Origin of the sequence: Bacillus sonorensis NBRC 101234 = KCTC 13918 (assembly GCF_001592005.1) — a bacterium.
In the GTDB taxonomy this organism is placed as follows: Bacteria; Bacillota; Bacilli; order Bacillales; family Bacillaceae; genus Bacillus; species Bacillus sonorensis.
Map to the genome: position 1 here is coordinate 150,136 of NZ_BCVZ01000004.1, position 22,375 is coordinate 172,510.

At 46.6% G+C, this 22,375-nt stretch carries 24 protein-coding genes; all 24 read right to left on the reverse strand.

The window, feature by feature from the left end:
• Positions 1-3: 3 nt before the first annotated feature.
• Entirely contained in the window at positions 4-1,119 is a 1,116-nt protein-coding gene (locus tag BTR1S_RS07680) for a prephenate dehydrogenase (RefSeq protein ID WP_006636396.1), read from the reverse strand.
• 47 nt (positions 1,120-1,166) lie between these two features.
• Positions 1,167-2,249, reverse strand: a complete 1,083-nt coding sequence (gene hisC, locus BTR1S_RS07685; RefSeq protein ID WP_006636397.1) for a histidinol-phosphate transaminase — start codon at positions 2,247-2,249, stop codon at positions 1,167-1,169.
• Between the two features lie 12 nt (positions 2,250-2,261).
• Entirely contained in the window at positions 2,262-3,065 is an 804-nt protein-coding gene (trpA, locus tag BTR1S_RS07690; protein ID WP_029418349.1) for a tryptophan synthase subunit alpha, read from the reverse strand.
• Positions 3,034-4,260, reverse strand: coding sequence for a tryptophan synthase subunit beta (gene trpB / locus BTR1S_RS07695; protein ID WP_029418348.1), 1,227 nt, complete (start codon positions 4,258-4,260; stop codon positions 3,034-3,036). The genes trpA and trpB overlap by 32 nt, the downstream gene beginning before the upstream one ends.
• A complete protein-coding gene (locus tag BTR1S_RS07700; RefSeq protein WP_006636400.1) occupies positions 4,241-4,897 on the reverse strand; it encodes a phosphoribosylanthranilate isomerase in 657 nt (218 codons plus the stop codon). The genes trpB and BTR1S_RS07700 overlap by 20 nt, the downstream gene beginning before the upstream one ends.
• Positions 4,890-5,654 (reverse strand): indole-3-glycerol phosphate synthase TrpC, encoded by a 765-nt coding sequence (gene trpC / locus BTR1S_RS07705; protein ID WP_006636401.1) that lies wholly within the window; start codon positions 5,652-5,654, stop codon positions 4,890-4,892. The genes BTR1S_RS07700 and trpC overlap by 8 nt, the downstream gene beginning before the upstream one ends.
• The gene (gene trpD, locus BTR1S_RS07710) at positions 5,635-6,663 is read right to left on the reverse strand and encodes an anthranilate phosphoribosyltransferase (protein ID WP_006636402.1); all 1,029 of its coding nucleotides are present in this window, start codon (positions 6,661-6,663) and stop codon (positions 5,635-5,637) included. Before trpD ends, trpC begins: the two co-directional genes overlap by 20 nt.
• Positions 6,635-8,182, reverse strand: a complete 1,548-nt coding sequence (gene trpE, locus BTR1S_RS07715; RefSeq protein WP_029418347.1) for an anthranilate synthase component I — start codon at positions 8,180-8,182, stop codon at positions 6,635-6,637. Before trpE ends, trpD begins: the two co-directional genes overlap by 29 nt.
• A gap of 246 nt (positions 8,183-8,428) precedes the next feature.
• Positions 8,429-8,812 carry a chorismate mutase gene (gene aroH / locus BTR1S_RS07720; protein WP_006636404.1) on the reverse strand — a complete coding sequence of 128 codons (384 nt, stop codon included), beginning with the start codon at positions 8,810-8,812 and terminating at the stop codon, positions 8,429-8,431.
• A complete protein-coding gene (gene aroB / locus BTR1S_RS07725; protein ID WP_029418346.1) occupies positions 8,809-9,897 on the reverse strand; it encodes a 3-dehydroquinate synthase in 1,089 nt (362 codons plus the stop codon). Before aroB ends, aroH begins: the two co-directional genes overlap by 4 nt.
• Positions 9,897-11,069: a chorismate synthase gene (gene aroC / locus BTR1S_RS07730; RefSeq protein ID WP_029418345.1), complete on the reverse strand. Its 1,173-nt coding sequence runs from the start codon at positions 11,067-11,069 to the stop codon at positions 9,897-9,899. The genes aroB and aroC overlap by 1 nt, the downstream gene beginning before the upstream one ends.
• 71 nt (positions 11,070-11,140) lie before the next feature.
• Positions 11,141-11,908 carry a CheR family methyltransferase gene (locus tag BTR1S_RS07735; protein WP_029418344.1) on the reverse strand — a complete coding sequence of 256 codons (768 nt, stop codon included), beginning with the start codon at positions 11,906-11,908 and terminating at the stop codon, positions 11,141-11,143.
• 151 nt (positions 11,909-12,059) lie between these two features.
• On the reverse strand, positions 12,060-12,509 hold the full coding sequence (gene ndk, locus BTR1S_RS07740) for a nucleoside-diphosphate kinase (RefSeq protein WP_173400952.1): 450 nt from the start codon (positions 12,507-12,509) through the stop codon (positions 12,060-12,062).
• Between the two features lie 115 nt (positions 12,510-12,624).
• Complete coding sequence (gene hepT, locus BTR1S_RS07745; RefSeq protein WP_006636409.1) at positions 12,625-13,587, reverse strand: heptaprenyl diphosphate synthase component II; 963 nt, start codon at positions 13,585-13,587, stop codon at positions 12,625-12,627.
• Positions 13,588-13,616: 29 nt separating this feature from the next.
• Positions 13,617-14,315 (reverse strand): demethylmenaquinone methyltransferase, encoded by a 699-nt coding sequence (locus tag BTR1S_RS07750; RefSeq protein WP_006636410.1) that lies wholly within the window; start codon positions 14,313-14,315, stop codon positions 13,617-13,619.
• Positions 14,316-14,320: 5 nt separating this feature from the next.
• Positions 14,321-15,097: a heptaprenyl diphosphate synthase component 1 gene (locus BTR1S_RS07755; protein ID WP_006636411.1), complete on the reverse strand. Its 777-nt coding sequence runs from the start codon at positions 15,095-15,097 to the stop codon at positions 14,321-14,323.
• 133 nt (positions 15,098-15,230) lie between these two features.
• Positions 15,231-15,461, reverse strand: a complete 231-nt coding sequence (gene mtrB, locus BTR1S_RS07760; protein ID WP_006636412.1) for a trp RNA-binding attenuation protein MtrB — start codon at positions 15,459-15,461, stop codon at positions 15,231-15,233.
• 23 nt (positions 15,462-15,484) lie between these two features.
• A complete protein-coding gene (folE, locus tag BTR1S_RS07765) occupies positions 15,485-16,057 on the reverse strand; it encodes a GTP cyclohydrolase I FolE (protein ID WP_006636413.1) in 573 nt (190 codons plus the stop codon).
• Between the two features lie 206 nt (positions 16,058-16,263).
• The gene (hbs, locus tag BTR1S_RS07770; protein ID WP_003183006.1) at positions 16,264-16,542 is read right to left on the reverse strand and encodes a non-specific DNA-binding protein Hbs; all 279 of its coding nucleotides are present in this window, start codon (positions 16,540-16,542) and stop codon (positions 16,264-16,266) included.
• A 381-nt stretch (positions 16,543-16,923) separates the two neighbouring features.
• Entirely contained in the window at positions 16,924-18,402 is a 1,479-nt protein-coding gene (spoIVA, locus tag BTR1S_RS07775) for a stage IV sporulation protein A (RefSeq protein ID WP_006636414.1), read from the reverse strand.
• Positions 18,403-18,597: 195 nt separating this feature from the next.
• Positions 18,598-19,314, reverse strand: a complete 717-nt coding sequence (locus BTR1S_RS07780; RefSeq protein WP_029418343.1) for a YphF family lipoprotein — start codon at positions 19,312-19,314, stop codon at positions 18,598-18,600.
• A gap of 20 nt (positions 19,315-19,334) precedes the next feature.
• A complete protein-coding gene (locus tag BTR1S_RS07785; RefSeq protein ID WP_206702775.1) occupies positions 19,335-19,526 on the reverse strand; it encodes a DUF2768 domain-containing protein in 192 nt (63 codons plus the stop codon).
• 342 nt (positions 19,527-19,868) lie between these two features.
• Positions 19,869-20,909, reverse strand: a complete 1,041-nt coding sequence (locus tag BTR1S_RS07790; protein ID WP_006636417.1) for an NAD(P)H-dependent glycerol-3-phosphate dehydrogenase — start codon at positions 20,907-20,909, stop codon at positions 19,869-19,871.
• Positions 20,910-20,923: 14 nt separating this feature from the next.
• Complete coding sequence (gene der, locus BTR1S_RS07795) at positions 20,924-22,234, reverse strand: ribosome biogenesis GTPase Der (protein WP_006636418.1); 1,311 nt, start codon at positions 22,232-22,234, stop codon at positions 20,924-20,926.
• Between the last annotated feature and the right edge of the window lie 141 nt (positions 22,235-22,375).

Below are 22,375 nucleotides of genomic sequence, written 5' to 3' on the forward strand. Positions count from 1 at the left end.
ACCTCAATCAGCGTAAAATGTCTCATATTTGGCGCGGGTTTGAATGCATTTTTCAGCACGTTTGCGATCTTGGTCAGATTGAAAGCTGATTCTGAGAACCCCGTTTATCTCTTCTCTTGTTTCGATAATCCGGATGTTCGTAATGCTGATCTGTTCGTCGGCGAGAATCGCCGTAATTTCCGAAATGACCCCCGGATGGTCGGGGACATCGACATAAAGATCGTAAAAGGAAGGAATCGCTCCTTTCTGCCGCAATGGCAGCCCATCCCGGTATTCCTTTGCTTCCCGAAAAAATTCAAATAACCCGTCTGCATCTTCATTTTTAACAAAAGACCGGATTCTGTCCAGTTCAAGCGTCCATTCGTCAAACCGTTCTAAAATTTTTTCTTTATTATGCAAAAGAATATCCCGCCACATCGCCGGACTGCTGGAAGCGATTCTCGTGATATCGCGGAATCCTCCGGCCGCAAAACGTTTGACAAGCGGGTACTGGTCCTCGAATTTGACCGTTTGGTGAACGAGGCTGGCGGCCACAATATGCGGAAAATGGCTGATCACGCTCGTGACGGCGTCGTGCTCGTCGGGAGACATCTCCACAAATTTTGCGTTCGTCCCTTTTAACAGTTCCTTTAAAGCCGCAACCGCTTCTTTTTTAACAGACCTGGCCGGAGTCAATATATAAAATGCATTCTCAAATAACAGCTCTTTTGCAGCGGCCACGCCCGATTTATGGGAGCCTGCCATCGGATGGCCGCCTACAAACTGATACTCTTCGGGCAGGACGTTTTCCGCATGGGCGACAACCTTCTGTTTCGTGCTGCCGACATCGGTAATCAGCATTTTTTTCTTCAGGCCGGACGCGGCAATTTCATCAAGCATATGCAGCGTCTGCTCTACTGGAGCCGCTAAAATAACCGTTGTCGCTTTTTCAATGCCTTCCGCAAAAGAAGCGGCCGGTTCGTCGATGACGCCAAGCTTCTGTGCGGCTTTCACCTGCTCTTCAGATACGTCAAACCCGATGATCCGCTTTCCGGGATGCTCTTTTTTAATGGCGAGAGCAATGGAACCGCCGATTAAGCCTAATCCGGCCAATAATATCGTTTCATTCGGTTGAGTCATCTTTATCACCTATTCAATAGACTAAAGAGGTGATCTCACATCACCTCTTACAACATGCCAGCTAAAGTTTTTAAAAATCCTTCGTTTTGCTCTTTCGTTCCGACTGATATCCTGAGACAGGTAGGAAAGCCGAGAGCGTTCCCTGATCTGACGATATAGCCTTTTTCGAGCAGCGCCTGGAACAATTCGTCTGCATTTCGTTTAAGATCGATCAGGACAAAGTTTGTTTGTGAAGGATAGTAATCCAGCCCGTGCTCAGCGCAGAAATCGTAATACTGCTTAAGCCCTTCTCCGTTTTTTCTGACGCATTCTTCAATGAACGCCTGATCGCCCAGCGCGGCAAGCGCGGCAGCCTGGCCAAGCCGGTTTGTGTTAAACGGCTGTCTTGCCGGCTCGATTGACCGGATCAGCTGTTCTGAAGCGATGCCGTAGCCGACCCTTAAGGCCGCCAGACCGTACGCTTTTGAAAACGTTCTGAGGATCATCAGATTCGGGTAGCGCTTCAACAGCGGGATGGTTTCATGATAGTCTTCTGCGCTTACATATTCATAATAGGCTTCATCGACAACCACAAGGACGTGCTCAGGGACCCTTTCAATAAAACGGATCAGTTTCTGCTCCGGCTCATATGTCCCTGTCGGATTATTCGGGCTGCAGACCCAGACGACCTTAGTCTTATCATCGATTGCCTCAAGCATGGCATCAAGGTCATGGCAGCCGTTTTCAAGCAGGCCGACCTCCCGTACCTCTGCGCCTTCGATGACCGCATTGTGTTTGTATTGCGAAAATGTCGGATTGGCCATCACCGTGTTTGTGCCGGGGTCCAGCAAAGAACGGGAAATGATTTGAATGACTTCGTCTGTGCCGTTTCCTAAAATGATGTTTGTTTCATTTACACCGAGATGTCCGGCAAGCTTTGTTCTTAAAGCTGCGCTGTAGCCGTCGGGATAAAGCTGCATTTGCTGAATTTCAGTCTGGAGGGCTTCTTTTGCCGCTTCTGAACAGCCGAACGGGTTTTCGTTTGAAGCGAGCTTTACAACCGTATCCAGATTAAATTCTTTTTTGACTTCTTCAATCGGTTTGCCGGGCTGGTAAGGCTTCAACTGCTTTAACTGTTCTTTGATTTGCAACTTTCTGTCACCTCATTTTACCATGTACGATACGCTGAACGTTTTCGCGTATTCTTCAAATGTTTTTAAGGCCTGCTCTCTTGTCTCAGGACAGATGAGATCGTCTTTCAGCTCCTCGATCTTTCTGACAAGAGCGCTCCCTACGACAACGCCGTCGCACAGTTCATTCATCATCTCCACTTGTTTAGAGCTGGAAATCCCAAAGCCGACAGCGACAGGGACGGAACTCATCCCTTTCACAGATCGGACAAATGAAGAAACAGAATCAGCGAATTCATTGCGCACACCTGTCACCCCGAGCGAAGATACACAATACACAAACCCTTCGGCCTGCTGTGTGATTTTCTTGATGCGGCTTTCGCTTGTCGGTGCAACGAGGGAAATATACGTGATCCCTTGTCTTTTGCATTCCTGCTGCAAATATACGCTTTCTTCAAAAGGCAGATCCGGTATCAGAAGTCCGTCTATGTTATTTTGTCGCAGTAAAGCGAAAAAGTGATTTGTATCTAATTGTAACACAGGATTGTAATACGTAAAGAGGATAATCGGAATCTGGACGCCGTTTTTTTTCATTTCCCCGCCAAGCGTGATCGCTTTTACGATATTCATGTCATTGTTGAGAGCGCGCTTCGAAGCCCGCTGGATGACGGGACCGTCGGCCAGCGGATCAGAATACGGCACTCCGATTTCAAGAGCTGAGGCCCCGGCCACCTGAAGGGATTTTGCCAATTCGACCGACACCTCAGGCAGCGGATCGCCTGCTGTAATAAATGGAACAAATAACTTATCGGACGGCTGATTTTTCAGATTGAACATCTTTATCCACCTCTTCTTCCAATACCTTCATTAAGGTATGGACATCTTTGTCTCCCCTGCCTGAAAGGCAAACCAGAATACTTTTCTCTTTATCCATATCCTTTGCGAGTTCGAACGCTTTGGCCAAAGCATGCGCCGACTCGATCGCCGGCAGTATTCCTTCCGTCTCCGCCAGACGCTTTAAAGCCGCTACCGCTTCATCGTCTGTCACCGCTTCGTACCGGACGCGGCCGATCTGATGGAGATGGGCGTGTTCCGGTCCGACTCCCGGATAATCGAGTCCGGCTGATATAGAATATGGTTCGATAATCTGGCCGTACTCATCTTGAAGCAAATACGTCAAGGAGCCGTGGATGACCCCTTTCGTTCCTTTTGTAATGGTCGCCGCATGAAGCGCAGTGCCGGTGCCTTTTCCCGCGGCTTCAACGCCGATCAGCTCAACAGGCTCTTCAATAAATGAGCTGAACATCCCGATCGCATTGCTTCCTCCTCCGACACAGGCCATCACTTTGTCGGGAAGCTTTTGTTCCGCTTCGTAAAACTGCGCTTTCGCTTCATCGCCGATCATGCGCTGAAACTCACGGACAATATAAGGATATGGATGGGGACCGACAACTGATCCGATCATATAAAAGTGATCCTCGCAGTGCTGGACCCAGTATCGAATCGCTTCATTTGTCGCGTCTTTTAATGTTCCGTTTCCGCTTGAGACCGGAACGACTTCTGCCCCCAAAAGCTTCATGCGGAAAACGTTCAGCGACTGTCTTGCAACATCTTCCTCTCCCATAAAAACGATGCATGACATGCCGAACTTTGCAGCAACGGTTGCCGCGGCGACTCCGTGCTGGCCGGCGCCTGTTTCAGCGATGAGCTTCGTTTTCCCCATTTTCGCAGCAAGCAGGGCCTGCCCGAGTGCATTGTTGATTTTATGGGCGCCGGTATGGTTTAAATCCTCGCGCTTCAAATATATTTTGGCTCCGCCCAATTGCTTTGTCAGCTGATCGGCGAAAGTCAGGGCTGTCGGACGTCCGGAATAATCAAACAATAGTTTTTTATATTCGTCTTTAAATGAAGGGTCATCCTTTAGTTTATGAAACGCTTTTTCTATTTCTTCCAAAGGCTGCATCAATGTTTCGGGAACGAATTTCCCTCCAAAGTCGCCAAATCTGCCTTGTTCATTCGGATATGAATACATGATTGTACATCCTCTCTTCTAAAAGGTTGATGAGCTTTTCGCTTTTTTGACCTTTATCTTCGATTCCGCTTGCGAGATCAATTCCCGGAGGCTGCCAGTTTAAGAGCGCTGCTATGCTATCAGGATTGACGCCTCCTGCGATAAACAAGCGCTTCCCTTCTTTGGCCGCAGCCTCTTTGTATAAAGGGACGCTTTCCCATGAAAATGACACGCCGGTTCCTCCCCTCATCCCTTTGACAGATGAGTCGATCACAAACCCGTCTGCATATGGGGCGAAGGCTTCCATAGTTTCGACAGTTCCTCTTTCGTGATGAAGCGCCTTCCAAATCTCACAATCTGTTATGCATTTCAGCCGTTTGATGTCTTCTACCTGCTCATCGCCGTGCAACTGGATCACATCCAATGGTAGAGCTTCGGCAATCTCAGCAATGCGGCCGGCATTCTCATTGACGAAAACGCCGACAAGCTTTTTTCCTGCGGTAGCGATTTGCCCGCACCAGCTTTTTACGTCAGCTGGATTCACGGCCCGCTTGCTTTCCGCAAAAATAAAACCAAGATAGTCCGCTTTGGAACGGGCTGTCACCTTCAAATCTGCGAAAGAATGAATCCCGCAATATTTTAAGCTCGGTTTATTCATCGTTTTCTTCTCCAAACAAGGCATGGACCGCCTGCTGCTGCGACGGTTCTTTCATCAGGGATTCCCCGACGAGAACAGCTTTGGCCCCGCAGTTTTTCACAAACGACAGATCTTCGGTTTTGCCGATCCCGCTCTCGCTGACAAGAACGGCTCCTTCGGGGATCATCGCAGCGATCCGCTCCGTCTGCCTGACGGAAGTTTCAAAGGTTTTCAGATTTCGATTGTTCACGCCGATGATCTCAGGCGTAAACATGTTCAAAATACCTTCAAGCGTCTTTTCTTCATGAACTTCAACAAGCACATCCATGCCTTTTTGAACGGCCTCTTCATACAGTTCATAAAGCTTTGACGGCTCAAGCGCCTCGCCAATCAGCAGGATTGCATCCGCTCCGATGCGCCTTGATTCTTCGACCTGAATGGAATCGATGATAAAGTCTTTCCGCAAAACAGGCAGGGAAACCTTGTGTTTGATTGATGTCAAATAGGCATTTTTCCCTTGAAAAAACGGTCCATCCGTCAGAACGGACAGACAATCGGCTTTTGCCCGCTCGTACGCTTTAGCGATCTCTTCCGGCTGAAAATGTTCTTGGATCACCCCTTTTGAAGGTGAAGCTTTTTTCACTTCGGCAATCAAGGCGATAAAGCGATTCGGCGAAAGAAGCGCATCCTTGAATGAGCGCTTTGGCAGATTCGCGTCCTCCGGCAGCACGATATCCAAAAGGTCTTCCCGCTTTCTTTCAATGATTTGATTCAGCATATATCTCTTCCTCTTCCTGTTTTAATCGCTCCAGCTGTTTGAGCGCTTCTCCGCTTTTGATCGTTTCCAGAGCTGCGGCTGCGCCTTCTTTCAGGCCGGATGCCCGGCCTGAAACATACAATGCCGCGCCCGCGTTTAAGGCGGCGATGTGAAGGGCGGAATCAGAGCTGTTGTTTCGCAAAATGTTCAGGATGAGACGGCCGCTTTCTTCAGGCGTCCCAACTTGAATGTCTCTTAGCGCGCCCGGCGGCAGCCCGACGTCGGCCGGCTCAACGGTATATTCAAATCTTTGGCCGTCTTTCAGCTCTATGACGTCTGTGGGCGATGTGATCGAAAGCTCATCAAGGCCGTCGCGGCTTGAAACAAATAGCACATGCTCCGGTTCAAATGATTCCAGAGCGCCGGCCATCAGCTTCGCCTTTTCGATTGAGTATACGCCGATGACCTGGCGCTTGGTCTTCATCGGATTGCTGAGCGGACCGAGCAAGTTAAACACCGTCCGAAAGGCGAGATCTTTCCTTACCCCAGCCACATGCTTCATTGAAGAGTGATAGCTTGGCGCATATAAAAACCCCATGTTCAGCCGCTCAATGCTTCGTTTTGTTTCCTCGGGCGTCGTCTGGATGGAAACCCCGAGATATTCCAGCACATCGGCGCTGCCGCTTTTCGAGGATACTGAACGGTTGCCGTGTTTGGCGATTTTGGCACCTGCCGCCGAGGCAATAATCGCGGCTGCAGTTGAAATATTGAAGGAGGATATTCCGTCTCCTCCCGTTCCGCACGTATCGACGACATGTTCTGGGCCCTCTATTGCAAAAGCCTTCTCCCGCATCGCCCTGACAAAGCCTGTTACTTCCTCAACCGTTTCTCCGCGGTGGGCAAGAATGGAGAGCAGTCCGCCGATTTCCGCGTCGCTCAAAGAGCCGTTCATCATCAAATGCATGATCTCGTACGCTTCTGCTTCGTTCATCGTCCTTCCGTTAACGCAAGATTTCAGCAGTTCGTTCATAGCCGTCCTCCCCCTTTTCAAGAAACATCTCTTCGGCGATTTGGATCGTTTTGAGCAAAGCCCCCGCTTTATTGCACGTCTCTTCCCATTCCTTTTCGGGTACGGAGTCGGCGACGATTCCGGCGCCCGCCTGGATTGAAGCGACCCCGTCCTTGACGCTCATCGTCCGGATCGTAATACAGGAGTCAATATTGCCGTCAAATCCGATATAGGCGATACAGCCCCCATATGTTTCCCTCGGCTCGGGCTCCATCTCGTTTAAAAGCTGCATCGCCCTGATTTTGGGAGCGCCCGTCAATGTACCGGCCGGAAATGCACTCATTAAGGCATCGACCGGATGTACGCCGGCTTTTAAAGTCCCTGTCACGATCGAAATAATGTGCATGACATGGGAAAATGACACGATTTTTGTGAACTCCGGCACATTGACAGACCCGTATTCGGCCACCCTGCCGATATCATTTCTCGCCAAATCGACAAGCATATAGTGTTCCGCTTTTTCTTTTTCATCTGCCAAAAGCTCTTTCTGCAGACGTTCATCTTCAGCTTGATCAATGCCTCTTTTTCTCGTTCCGGCGATCGGATGGATTTCAAGGTGTCCGTTTTGCACATGGATCAGCCGTTCCGGCGAACTTCCGACAAGCTCCCGGTCCGGCAGCCTGATATAGTACATGTAAGGAGACGGGTTGACCATTCTCAGCACTCTGTATAATTCAAAGGAACTGACCTTTACAGGAATATCGAACCTTTGGGAAAGCACACCCTGAAAGATATCACCCGCTTTGATGTATTCTTTCAGACGTTCGACATCTTGCAAAAACTGCGGCTTCTCATATGTGGACCGGACATGTTCAAAGCTTGGCTCGTCATGACGGCCCTGCGGGAGAAAAAGCTCCTTTGCCGTTTTTCGGTCTGACAGCCTGTGTATGAGCTCTTTCAGCTCTTTTTTGGCGGCATGATAGGCCTCTGCTTTTTCGCTCTCCGTTTCCCCGCCGTTCAGCCTGACATAATGAATAAAATGCAGCTTTTTCTGTTCGTGGTCATAGGCGATCATTGTCCGGCAGACAAACAGCAGACATTTATCCATGTTTGTTTCCCCTTGGTGCGCGGGGATTGATGGTTCGATCAGAGGCATGGCATCATAGCTTAAATATCCAACCGCCCCTCCTGAAAACGGGATCTCAAGCTCAGGCGTCTTAATAAGGCATGTGCCAGACATCCATTCCAGGACTTCTTTCAACTGCGGCGCGGTGAAAAGCTTTTTCATGCCTTTTCCGCAGGCGTGGAACTGTCCGGATTCCTCCTTGATGGTCAAAAACGGATCGAGCCCGATAAAAGAATATCTCGACCATGCGGAGGAATCATCTTTGCTTTCCAGCAAATACACAATGTCGTCTTTCAGCTTCTCGACCATTTGAATGGGCGTCAGCGTATCAACGGAAAAACTTTCGATAATGGGAATTGTTTTAAAATGCGAAGCATCCTCCATAAACGAGGAAAAATCGTGTTGAACACTCATCGTTTCTCACTCCTTTTGAACAGGCGGAGGAGAATGAGGGAAAGCTTGAGAGGTAAAAATTCAGATGTAAAATTTGCGGTAAAAATAAACAAACCCAAAAGAACATCAGTCTTTTGGGTAGAATTCATAAACGTTTTGTCTCAGCTCATCTACACTCATTCTCAAACTACCCTAATCTCAATCTCAGCTTTAGTTGTAAAACCTATATACACACTCCTGTGTATTTCTAAGGTTGCTACAATCGTATTACAATTCAGTCTTTTTTGTCAATGATAAATCAGGTCTCAAAGTTACTGCATTTTCCAAATACACGTGGCGGACTTCATCCTGGCGCATTTCAGTCTGCACGGTCATCATGACCCTGATGCACTGTTTAAGGCCGTGTTCCACATCCATTTCCTGCATGCACATGACCGGGACGTGCTGCCAGCCGTCAAAGGTTCTGACGACTTTGGCAGGAAAGGCCGCATGAATATCGGAAGTGGCGGATATCAAGATCTGGACTACTTGTTCAGGTTTGATCTTGTTTTCGATGATCATTTTTTCAATCAGCTGTTTTGTTTTTGTCGTAATGTCCTTGTCCGTGTCCTGCTCTACTGTAGTCGCTCCCCGAATACCGCGAATCATCATTCGCCTCCCTCCAATCTCCACATATTCAGCCATCGTTCTATCTCTTTTGCCGTAAAGGAATGCAGTCTCACACTGCCTATCCGGTCAAGCAGGACAAATTGAATGATGCCTCCGCGCGTTTTTTTATCGTTCAGCATCCGGCTGATGAGCGCTTCTGTTGACGTATCCAGCTTCACCTCTCCCGGATAGCCGAGCTGTTTCAGCCAGCTTGTAATCTGCCTGCGGTCAAGCGGGCAATTCAGAACTTTTTCGCTGACAAACAGGGCAAACTGCATCCCCAATGCAACGGCATCACCGTGGGTGATTTTACCATATCCGTATTCTGCTTCAACAGCATGACCCAGCGTGTGGCCGAAGTTTAAATAGGCCCTGATTCCTGCCTCCCGTTCATCTTGTGAAACGATCGCAGACTTGATCGAAATGCCCTTATACACCATATCATTCAGCTGTTCATTTGTGATCGCATCTATTGATTTGATCTTGAGAAGCTCATGTAAAAACGCTTCGTCATGGATAAACGCGTGTTTGATGACTTCCGCCAGCCCTGATCTCATTTCTTTTTCAGGCAGCGTCCCAAGGCATTCCGTATCATAGACCACCGCTTTTGGCTGATGAAAAGCGCCGATTAAATTTTTGCCGAGCGGATGATTGATGGCCACCTTTCCGCCGACTGCACTGTCATGAGCAAGCAGAGTCGTCGGAAATTGAACATAATCAATGCCCCGCATAAAAGTCGAAGCCACAAATCCCGCAAGATCGCCGACAACTCCTCCGCCGAGGGCGAGGATGCAGGAAGACCGGTCAAGATGAAACTCGATCGCTTCCGTCTGCAGCTTCATGAACATATCGATCGACTTGGCTTGTTCCCCGCTTGGCACAGCCACTTTTTTAACGGGCCATTTGCTTTCGAGAAGATTGAGCAGCTCTTCTCCATAGCGTTTATCTACTTCTTCGTCGGTAATCAGAAGCAGTTTTGTCATCGGCAGGTCCAAGGATGACAGAAGCTCATCCGCGTTTTTCCTAATGCCTCCGCCGATAAAAACCGGATAAGACAGTGAAGCTGTTTCGATTTGAAGTGATTTCATTAAAAATCCCTCGCAAGTTTTCTCATCTTTTCAATGTTTTCAGCGATGCGGTCCATTTGGTCGACCCCGAATTGCTCGACGATCGCATTGGCGATTTCCCATGCCACGACTGCTTCAGCAACGACGCTCGCAGCCGGGACGGCGCATGAGTCAGAGCGCTCGATGCTGGCGCTGAAAGGTTCTTTTGTTTCAATATCGACGCTTTTCAGCGGCTTATATAAAGTCGGGATCGGTTTCATGACGCCTCTGACGACAATCGGCATCCCTGTCGTCATTCCGCCTTCGAGTCCGCCGAGGCGGTTCGTTGCCCGCGTGTATCCTTTTTCTTCATCCCAAATGATTTCGTCATGGACTTCGCTGCCGTTTTTTCGCGCGGCTTCAAAGCCGATGCCGAATTCAACACCTTTAAAGGCATTGATGCTTAAAACAGCGGCAGCCAGCTTGCTGTCAAGCTTACGGTCGTAATGAACATAGCTGCCGACGCCAACGGGAACCCCTTCGACGATGACTTCGACAATCCCGCCGATGGAATCACCGTTTGCTTTTGCTTCATCAATCGCAGCCATCATTTTTTTGCCCGCCTCTTCGTCATAGCATCTGACAGGCGACTCTTCCGTCACTTTTTTCAAATCTTCAATTGATGTGTAATTTGTATGCTCGGCCTTTACCCCGCCGATTTCCAAGACATGTCCGGCCACTCGAATGCCAAGCTGTGACAAGATCTTTTTCGCCACTGCTCCCGCCGCCACCCGGACGGTTGTTTCCCTTGCAGAAGAACGTTCAAGCACGTTTCTCATATCCCTGTGCCCGTACTTAATCGCGCCGTTTAAATCGGCGTGTCCGGGTCTTGGCCGTGAAATCTGGCGTTTCATTTCGCTTTGTTCTTCCTCTGTGATCGGTTCTGATCCCATGATTTTCGTCCAGTGGGTCCAATCTTTGTTTTCAACGACAAGGGCGATCGGAGACCCTAAAGAACGGCCGTGCCTTACGCCGCTTGTGATCCGGGCCTGATCTTTTTCAATTTGCATCCGGCGTCCGCGGCCGTAGCCTTTTTGCCGTCTCTGAAGCTCGTAATCAATGTCTTCTTTTGTGATATGAAGCCCTGCTGGGACTCCTTCAATAATTGTCGTAAGCTGCGGACCGTGAGATTCACCGGCTGTTAAATACCTCATGCTTTCGTTCTCCCTTCATCACATTAACGCTTTTAAGTAAAACTATAACACATTTTTTCGTAAAAAGTCAGCTAACTTTTTTGATAAAAGAATGTATCTGTTGATTGAAAGCCATATTTGTCGGGATTAAAGATTTGCTCTGTGCTTCCGACGAACAAAACCCCGTTCTTCTTTAAGCTTTGGCCGAACTTGCGGTAAATCGTTTCTTTCGCCTCCTCTGTAAAGTAGATCAGTACATTGCGGCATACGATAATATCAAAATCTTTTTCATAGGAGTCCGCCAATAAATTGTGCTTTTGAAAGCGGATGTTCTTCCGGATTTCATCTTTTACGGTAAAGCGGCTGCCGTTTTGTATAAAATATTGATCTTTCATCTCTTTTGGCACTTCCTGAAGCGACCTTTCCTGATAGATGCCTTCCTTGGCTTTTGCCAGCACTTTGTCATCGATGTCTGTGGCGATAATTTCATAGTCTGTCAGATATGTTTGACGGCTCAAAATCATTGACAGCGTGTACGGCTCCTCCCCCGTTGAACAAGCCGCGCTCCAGACCTTCAGTGTTTTGGACGGCTTTAATAACGGAAGAATCGTTTTTTCGAGCACATCCCATCTTTTATAGTTTCTGTAAAATTCAGAAACATTGATCGTCATTCTGTCTAACGTCTCTTGAAGAAGATGATCATCTTTTTCTAGCGCAATCGCAAATTCGCGAAAATCGCTATATCCTTTTTTTTCGTAAAGAGATGTCAGTCTCCGTTTCATTTGAGCCTCTTTATACAAAGCTAAATCTACACCTGCTATTTTTTTCCATTTATCGACGAAGAAGCTGTAATTATCCATTTTTTCTCTCCTAATCCATTCATGCTGATATGTGTATCATTATAGCTTGTTTTCATCACAATTTGTATGTTTTAAATCAAAAAACGCCCGCTTCCCGGTAAGGAGAAAGGCGTTTTTTTCCATGTAAAAAAAATCAGCTTTTCAGCTGATTTTAGTAGATCCATTGATTCATTAATTTTTCTTCTTCAATCAGTTCATTTTCATTAAAAAACAAACTGATTTCACGTGCTGCGCTTTCAGGAGAATCTGAACCGTGAATGATGTTTTTGCCGACAATCATGCCGTAGTCCCCGCGAATCGTGCCGGGCAGCGCATCTTTAGGGTTCGTCTTGCCGATCAGCTGCCTGCTTACCGCAATTGCGTCTTCGCCCTTCCATACCATTGCAAAAACAGGGCCTGACGTAATAAAGTCAACAAGCTCACCAAAAAACGGTTTTTCTTTATGCTCTTTATAATGCTCACCGGCTGTCTCCTCCGAGACGTTCATCAGCTTGGCTCCGATCAATTGTAAGCCCTTACGTTCAAATCTAGCCAAAATATCGCCGATTAGCTGGCGCTGAACGCCATCAGGTTTTACCATTACAAAGGTTTTTTCCATAATCGATTCTCCACCCCACTGTTATGTATAGGCTTTCAACACTACATCGGAAATATAACATTTTTCAAACAATTAATCAATAAAGGGTGGAGAATATTCATACTTTTGACTCATTTGTCTAAAATTTTCGCTTCCCAATGTACTTCGCAATTTGTCCCAAAGCTGTTCTTGCGCGGTTTTTCGGGAGCGTTTCAAGCAGGCGGAACGCTTTGTCCAAATACATTTCACTGACTTTAAACGATTGTTCAATGGCATCGGTTTTTTTCAGCTCTTCGATTACCGGTTTGATCTGTTCGGGAGTGGTTTCACTGTTGATCAGCTTAAGCCGCGCCTTTAATTCAGGAGATTTCAGCGCATACAGCACAGGAAGCGTCACGTTTCCCTGCAGCAAATCCCCTCCGACCGGTTTGCCGAGTTCTTTTTCGCTTGACGTAAAATCCAGAATGTCGTCGATGATTTGATAAGACATTCCGACATAATAGCCAAACCAATACAGTGTTTGATGAATGTTTTCGCCTGCTCCGGCGGCGATGGCTCCGAGCTGGCAGCTCGCCGCGATCAAAAGCGCCGTTTTCCGCTTGATCCGTCTTAAATAAGTTCTGAGGTTTTGCTCCATATTATATTTATCTTTGATTTGTTCAATTTCTCCAAGACAAACTTCAACGAGCGCCTGGGACAAAATTTCGTGCGCCTTCGGTTCGTTTATTTTGGTCATGGATTCAAGCGAGCGGGCAAACAAATAATCGCCCGTGTACATCGCAATGCGATTATCCCATTTCGCCTTAATTGTCGGCTTTCCCCTTCTCAGCTCTGCATCGTCAATGACATCATCATGAACGAGCGAAGCCATATGCATCAATTCCAATGAAACGGCGACATTTTTAATTTTGTTGATGTCGTATTCTCCGAACATGCCGCTGAGCAGGACAAACACCGGCCTGATCCGTTTGCCCCCGGCCTGCAATAAATGCAGGCTGGCTTCGCTCAGCAAAGGGTAGTCGGAGTGTACGGTCTTTTCCAACTCTTTTTCTATTAAATCAATATCCTCATTCAAAAATGAATATAACGTTGTTAATTTCATATCGATTCACCCGAGTATTTCTGTAGTCATCATCGCTTCCAGCCGACATGTGTAGCTGCTACACCGCCAGTGAACGGATGATATTGAACATTTTCTAATCCGGCCTGTTCAAATAAAGAAGCAAGCTCTTTCATACCCGGAAATTCCCTGGCGGATTCCTGGAGCCAGGAATATTCTTTGAAGCTTTTGGCAAAGAGCTTTCCGAATGCAGGCATAATAAACCGGAAATACAAATAATACAGCTGCTTGAAACCGATCATTTCCGGCTGGGACGTTTCAAGGCAGACAACCTGTCCGCCGGGCTTCACCACGCGCTTCATCTCTTTTAAAACGGCTAGATAGTCAGGGACATTGCGGAGCCCGAACCCGATGGTGACATAGTCGAATGTATTGTCCGGGAAAGGCAGCTCCATTGCATTGCCGTGAATCAATTCGATCTGGCTGTATGATTTGGTCTTTTGCTCGGCGATGCTCAGCATATTTTTGCTGAAGTCAAGACCTTTGATCTCGCCCGTTTCTCCGGCGGCCTCCGCAAGGGCGATCGTCCAGTCCGCCGTGCCGCAGCAGACATCCAGCGCTTTTGCCCCTTTCGGAACGTTCATGAGCTGCATCGTTTTATTGCGCCATTTTTTATGCTGCTTAAAGCTGATGACGGAATTCATCTGGTCATAATTTTTGTAGATTTTTTCAAACACGCCGTGCACGCGCTGTTCTTTTGACTGCTCCATGACTGTTACCCTTCTTCCACTTTCTGATGATAGGTCCGTTTTTCTGGCTTAATGGCCTTTAGGCGCTCCAAAAGCCATTTCTGAACGGCAGGCTTTTTTGCAAGGCACTGGTTAATCTGAAGCTTTGCTTTTTCATAAGCCGCGACAGTCAATTGTTCACATGAAGCCTGATCTTCCGGAAACTCCTCTTTCAAAATCGTTTCCAGCAGACGGGAATCCGTTCCCTTTTCTTCGGCAGCAAGCCGCTTATAGACTAGAAAATCATTGGCTGCGGTCTTCCAGTGAGGCAGATAAAAGTGGTCGGCAAGATGATGAAAAAGTGCAGCTTCCACTATGCTGACGCTTTTTTCAAGGCTGTTTAAGTCTTTGGCGGAATGATCATACAGCCTTATTTTGTGTTCGTTGATTTCTTTGATGGCCGCTGCCAGTGTACGAATCATATAAATATCCTTCATACCCGATAGCAGGGAATAGTACATCCCGCTGAAATAATCCCCGGCCAAAACCGTCAGCTGACGGTTTTTATAGTCGTCTTGTTTAATTAAAGCTGCGGTCGTGACTTCATCATGGGTATCAAGGGCTGTTTGAACAAGCATCGCCGTTAAAATGTAATTTTCTTTGTCGGCTTCTTTTAAATCTGTTTCATCAAACAGAGCATAAAAAAGAAACAGCTTATCCTCATCAACCTTTGGCGCTGTTAAATGCTTGGCTAAATAAGGATGTGAAAGCTTTTTATTCAGCTTGATTTTCAAATGAGATAAATGTCCGTAGATGTCTTGCAAAGATATCACCCTTGTCCCAAAATTCGCAGTTTTTCTCTCAATTGTTTATGTATCTTGAGAAAGTTTAATTATATCATAATATGATAAAAAACAGCGGCTTATGCCATCTAATCAGGGGCGGAAAACGGCCGCACTATTTTTTGGATTCGCTTCTCATCTCGCCGTAGGCCGATTGAATGAGTGCTTCCCCGCGGACTTTTATGGCTGAGGTATGCTCGGTAAACTGGCAGATCATGACTTCCCCTTTATCGAGCTTTTCAGAATGGTGAAACCTCGTATCCGTTCCTCTTGTCAGGCCAATCACGTTTACGCCGTCCTCGACGGCTTTTATCACCACAAAATCATTTGATTGATTATTGGTCATCTTCATCGCACACCTTCTCATTTTTAATCATGATGTTTAATGAGCTCCAGCACTTCGGAGCGAGCGGCTACGCTTTCCCTGAACGTTCCTCTTACAGCGGAAGTAACCGTTTTTGCACCAGGCTTTTTAACGCCCCGCATCGTCATGCACATATGCTCGGCTTCTACAACCACCATCACGCCGTGGGGCGTCAATGATTCGACAATGCTGTCTGCAATCGTCGCCGTAATCCGTTCCTGCAGCTGCGGACGCTTGGCAACCGCTTCGACAGCTCTCGCCAGCTTGCTGAGACCCGTCACCTTGCCGCCCTTCGGAATATATGCGACATGCGCTTTTCCGTAAAAAGGAACGAGGTGATGTTCACACATCGAGTAGAAAGGAATATCTTTTACGAGAACAAGCTCTTCATGGTCTTCGCCAAAAATCGTTTTAAAATGCTCCTTCGGGTCTTCATTCAGCCCGGCAAAAACTTCCGCATACATTTTTGCAACTCTTTTCGGCGTATCAAGAAGTCCTTCGCGGTTTGGGTCTTCGCCGATCGCTTCCAATATCAGCCGTACAGCTTGTTCAATCTGTTCTTTGTTGATTTCACTCATTGTTTTATATCCTCCAGAAACGCATACATTTAATTCAGATTCTAGCACATTTCAGCTTATAAAAGCAAAATGAAAGGTTTTAACCCGCAAAAAGAATGCCGCTCTGAAATACGTTTTTAAATATGAAAAGCCCCTTCTAAAAGGGGCTTTCCTGTGAAGAAACAACATGGTATGTATAAAGCGTAAAAATACGGTCTATACACACATTATTTTCCTGCTACAGCGTCTTTAAGCGCTTTACCTGGTTTGAAAGCAGGTACTTTGCTTGCAGGGATTTCGATTTCTTCACCAGTTTGAGGATTGCGTCCTTTACGAGCTGAGCGCTCACGAACCTCAAAGTTACCAAAACCGATCAATTGAATTTTTTCACCGTTTTTAAGTGCATCTAAAATTGTATCAAAAACAGAATCAACTGCTTTAGTAGCGTCTTTTTTAGATAATTCGCTTGCTTCTGCAACCGCATTGATTAGTTCTGTCTTGTTCATGCCTTTCACCTCCTCCCAAAAGGTATCAATCAATAGATTATCATCATTTCTTCACAGTTCAACCTGTTTCTATACCTGTTTGAACAGAAATTTCAAATAAATATAGAAAAGGCGTTTCACGGCTTTAGCGAAAATCCCACGTCAGAGGAACGATTGTCCAATAAAGTGAAGATTTTCTGTATGTAGATTAACACATATGAAAAGCCATATCAAGCATTTTAAAGCTATGATCCCTTATTCGTCAAGGTTTAAGCAGAATGATCCGAACAAATATTCCTGTTTTTCCTTTTTTACTCATATTCTTTCCTATATTTCCAGTTTTCTCCCCTTCTTTTTTCCAAAATAAAAAAAGACCTCCCGTATCATAAGAGGTCTCCCTTTTTATAAGATAATCGCGATTAAGCCGCCAGAACCTTCGTTTATGATCCGTTCCAGCGTTTCCTTCAGCTTGTATCTCGCGTTTTCCGGCATGAGGGACAGCTTTGCCTGAATGCCTTCTCTGACGATTGAGCTGAGGCTTCTTCCGAAAATGTCGGAATTCCAGATTGATAGCGGATCATCCTCAAAGTCCTGCATTAAATAGCGGACAAGTTCTTCGCTTTGCTTTTCCGTCCCGATGATCGGCGCGAATTCGCTTTCGACATCGACTTTAATCATATGAATCGATGGCGCCACCGCTTTCAGGCGCACTCCGAATCTTGATCCCTGCCTGATGATTTCAGGCTCATCAAGGCTCATGTCGGTCAATGCCGGAGCCGCGATCCCGTAACCGGTTTGCTTCACCATTTTCAACGCATCGGACACTTGGTCATATTCCGTCTTCGCATGGGCGAAATCCTGCATCAGCTGCAAAAGATGATCCTTTCCTCTGATTTCTACGCCGACGACTTCCCGTAAAATTTCATCATACAAATAATCGGGAGCGTACAGATCGATTTCCGCGATTCCCTGCCCCATCTCAATTCCGGCGAGGCTGGCCCGCTCGATAAAGTCAAATTCGCTGAAGTGGCCGACGACCCGATCGACATCTCTTAATCTTTTAATATCTTTGACGGTTTCTTTCACCGAATCCTGATAGTTTTGGCGCAGCCAATGATTTTCTTTCAGCACCATGACCCAGCTCGGCAGATTGACATTCACTTCAAGCACTGGAAATTCGTAAAGCGCTTCTCTCAAAACGCTGAGCACATCGGCTTCCCTCATGCTCTCAACGCTCATCGCGAGAACGGGAATATCATACTTTTCCATCAGTTCGTGTCTGAGCGCTTCTGTTTCCGGATGATACGGGCGGACTGAATTGATAACCATGATGAACGGTTTTCCGACTTCCTTTAATTCATCAATCACTCTTTCTTCAGCCTCAATATAATCCTGCCTCGGAATCTCTCCGATGGTTCCGTCGGTCGTGATCACGACGCCGATTGTCGAGTGCTCCTGAATCACTTTTCTCGTGCCGATTTCGGCCGCTTCGTGAAACGGAATCGGCTCTTCATACCAAGGGGTGTTGATCATCCTCGGTCCGTTTTCATCTTCGTATCCTTTTGCGCCAGGCACCGTGTAGCCGACACAGTCTACGAGTCTTATATTCACATCGAGTCCGTCACTGACATGAACTGACATCGCCTGATTGGGAACAAACTTCGGTTCTGTGGTCATGATAGTTTTGCCAGCGGCGCTTTGGGGGAGCTCATCCTGCGCGCGCGCCCGGTCTGCTTCATTGTTGATATTCGGGAGCACCACTAGCTCCATAAATTTTTTAATAAACGTAGATTTTCCTGTACGGACAGCTCCTACGACACCTAAGTATATATCGCCTCCTGTTCGTTCAGCGATATCCTTGAAAATATCGACCTTTTCCAAGTGATCCCCTCCCGGACTTCCAATCCTTTTCAATTTTTTACTTCTTCATCATTCAAAAACAGGACACTACATTGTATGACGTTGTCCTATTTCAATATGACAGCTCAGGGAAATTTTTTCGGCATGCATGAAAAAACCTTTCTCCTTATTGTATGCAGAGGAGAAAGGTTCATGACTAATTCTTGCAGGGCGGCTCTATTGCAAAAAAACAGGCTCCTGCTTGTCGTTCACTGTATATTTGACTGAAAATGCCGGTACAAAAGGGGTCTCCTTCCAGATGAGGTCCTGGATTTCCTCTCCTGGCTTGACGGTCTTTCCTGATTTTTTGATCAATTTGGCTAAATCCACACGGTAATCTACTTGAATTTCACCCTTTTGATCGACAAGAAGCGGAAGAGAGGTGCCGGTTAATGGACTGGCGACCGCAGGCGCATCCTTGAGCCCCAATTTTTTATAATCAAGCATAAATAAGTTCTTAGAAACGACTTTCTGATAGGGCGGATACCGGTGCTGATCTTTGTACATCTCGATCCGGAGCTTCAGCTCGCGGATCGCTTCCGACATTTTGACGTCAATCAGCTTGACGGTCGGCTTGTTCTCCACATCCACAAGAACATAGAGGTATTCGCCTCCGTTTTCATAGGAAGTGCCCGGCGGTTCAGCCAAATAGCGGGGAGACAGCCTGTTAAAATCGATAGGATATTTTTGATAGATTGGGACTGACATATCTTTTGTTTTAATCGGAAGAAGGCCTCCCGTCGCTTTCCTGAACTCATTAACCGCCGCCTGCACCTCTTTCAGCTGCTGTTCATACGGTGCGCTGTGTTGCGCCTTTCTTTCTTCAGGGTATAAACATCCGCTTAGAAACATGGCTGTGAATATAAATGTGAGCAGTACGTTGATTTTTTTCATACGAATCTTCCTTTTAAACGTTAGTCATTGACGGGACCGCTGAAGACAACGATAAAGACGATAACGCCGGAAATGAGCATGCAAGTATATGCCAGAAACGAAGTTGCGATTTTCAAAAAACGGTTTTTAAATTTATATCTGCTGATGTATATAGCAATCACCGCTAAAAACATCAGACCCATCGATCCCAAAGCAAACCACATTTTTAACATACCGAGACTCACACTAAAAGCCCTCCTTCTCTATCATTCTCTTATGATGTAAGCGTTATATTTCATTTTATATAAGAAAAACCAGAAGTTCAACAGCTTTTCCAATTTTTCGTAGCATATGAACCGGCACAAAAAAAAGCCTGAAGCAAAGAGGGGGACTTTGCTTCAGGCCTACTCACGATGACTATAAAAACCCAATTGACAAGATACAGCTCTTCCAGACTTCGATTCTATTTTATGCAAGTCTACGGACAAATGTATCCTCTCTTGCCTAGGTCTCCAAAATGTTTCAGTTTTTTTGTGCAAACTGCAGGAGAGCGGGAAAAAGCTGTGATGGGCTGGTCATTTTATTCGGTTTTCAAATGTATTCACAAGATCTTCCATCTCGTGTGTTTTGACTCTTGCCATTAATGATTCGACAGCTATGTCAACTTTTTTGCCGTCAAACAAAACCTTGTGCAAGGCTTCAGTGATCGGCATCTTGACATCATACTTCTGCGAAAGTTGATACGCCGCTTTTGTTGTGCGGACCCCCTCAACGACCATCCCCATTTCATTAAGAACTTCTTCAAGTTTGAAGCCTTTACCCAGCATATTACCGGCGCGCCAATTTCGTGAATGGACGCTTGTGCAGGTAACGATCAGGTCTCCGATTCCCGTAAGTCCCGAAAACGTCAGCGGATTTCCGCCCATTTTCGTCCCCAATCGGGCGATTTCCGCCAGGCCTCTTGTAATCAGTGCGGCTTTTGCGTTATCACCGTAGCCCAAGCCGTCCGCAATTCCAGCGGCAAGCGCAATCACGTTTTTTAAAGCGCCTCCGATCTCGACGCCGATGATGTCTGGATTTGTATAAACGCGAAAATTCTGATTCATAAACATATCCTGAATCTCCTGAGCGGATTCCAGGCTGTTTTTCGCTGAAACGGTTACCGTGGTCGGGTGTCTCAGTCCAACTTCTTCGGCATGGCTTGGGCCTGAAAGAACGACGATATCCTCCCTTATGTCTTCTGGGATTTCCTCTTCCATCATCTCCGAAATTCTAAGCAGTGTATCAGGCTCAATTCCTTTAGAAACATGGACAAAGATCGACTTTTGTTTAATAAAGGAGATCGCCTTTCTGAGAACTTCACGGATCGCTTTTGTCGGAACAGCGACAATAATCGTTTTCACATCTGCCAATGCAGCCTGCAAGTCCGTTGTCGCATAAACCTTCTCAGGCAGCTTGACGCCGGGCAGGTAGTCGTTGTTTTCATGATGTTCATTGATTTGCCGTATCAGGTCATCGCGATTCCCCCATACGCACACATCGTACTGGTTGTCCGCCAAGACGAGCGCCAATGCTGTTCCCCAGCTTCCGGCTCCTAGAATTGCTACTTTACTCATTCCATTACACCTCTTTATTTTCTTGCTCTTGCGAAAATCTTGATGGGTGTTCCTTCAAAACCGAATGCGTCCCTGATCCGGTTTTCCAAAAACCGTTCATAAGAAAAATGCATGAGCTCCGGATCATTGACAAAGACGACAAAAGTCGGCGGCTTCACTGCCACTTGCGTCGCATAATAAATTTTTAAACGCTGCCCGCTATGGGTCGGCGTCGGATTCATTGCCACCGCATCCATAATAATATCATTAAGAATGTTGGTTTGCACCCTCATCGAATGGTTTTCACTTGCCGTTACGATGGCGGGCATCAATGTATGAATCCGTTTTTTCGTCAACGCAGACATGAACAATACAGGCGCATAATCTAAAAATTGAAAGTGCTCCCTGATATTTTGTTCAAATTCTTTCATTGTACGCTCATCTTTTTCTACGGCATCCCATTTGTTGACCACGATGACAACGGCTTTTCCTGCTTCATGGGCATAGCCGGCAATCCGCTTGTCCTGCTCAATAATGCCTTCTTCGCCATCCAAGACGACGGCCACCACTTCCGAACGGTCGATTGCCTTTAAAGCTCTGAGGACGCTGTACTTTTCAGTTGATTCATATACTTTTCCTTTTTTTCTCATTCCGGCGGTGTCAACGATGACAAACTCGCGCTGATTATACGTAAATTTTGTGTCAACGGCATCGCGCGTTGTTCCGGCAATATTGCTGACGATGACGCGCTCTTCTCCGAGCATGGCGTTAACAAGCGACGATTTCCCGACGTTTGGCCGCCCGATCAGGCAAAATTGAACCACTTCATCATCGTATTTCGTGTCAGGTATGTTTTTAAAATGCTCGCTGACCGCATCAAGCAAATCACCGAGACCAAGGCCGTGCGTTCCGGAAATCGGGTACGGCTCGCCAAAACCGAGTGAATAAAAATCATAAATATTCGCCCTCATTTCCGGATTATCGACTTTATTGACCGCGAGAACGACCGGTTTTTTTGTCCGGTATAAAATCTTTGCCACCTCTTCATCAGCGGCTGTAACGCCCTCACGCCCGTTTGTCATAAAGATAATCACATCGGCTTCGTCCATGGCGATTTCCGCCTGATGGCGAATCTGCGCCAAAAACGGTTCATCTCCGATTTCGATTCCGCCTGTATCAATGAGATTAAAATCATGGTTCAGCCATTCGGCTGAGCTGTATATCCGATCCCGTGTCACACCGGGTGTATCTTCCACAATCGAAATTCTTTCGCCCGCAATCCGGTTAAAGATCGTAGACTTCCCAACATTGGGTCTTCCAACTATGGCTACGACAGGTTTTCCCATAGTACCCTTCCTTTCAATTCTCTTCCAGCATTCTTTTCAGGAATGATCATCCGCATATTCAAATATTCATCGTGAAGAAAGAAACCCTTCTTTTTTTGTACAGAAGGGCTTAACTCATATATTATATCAATTTCTAAAGAG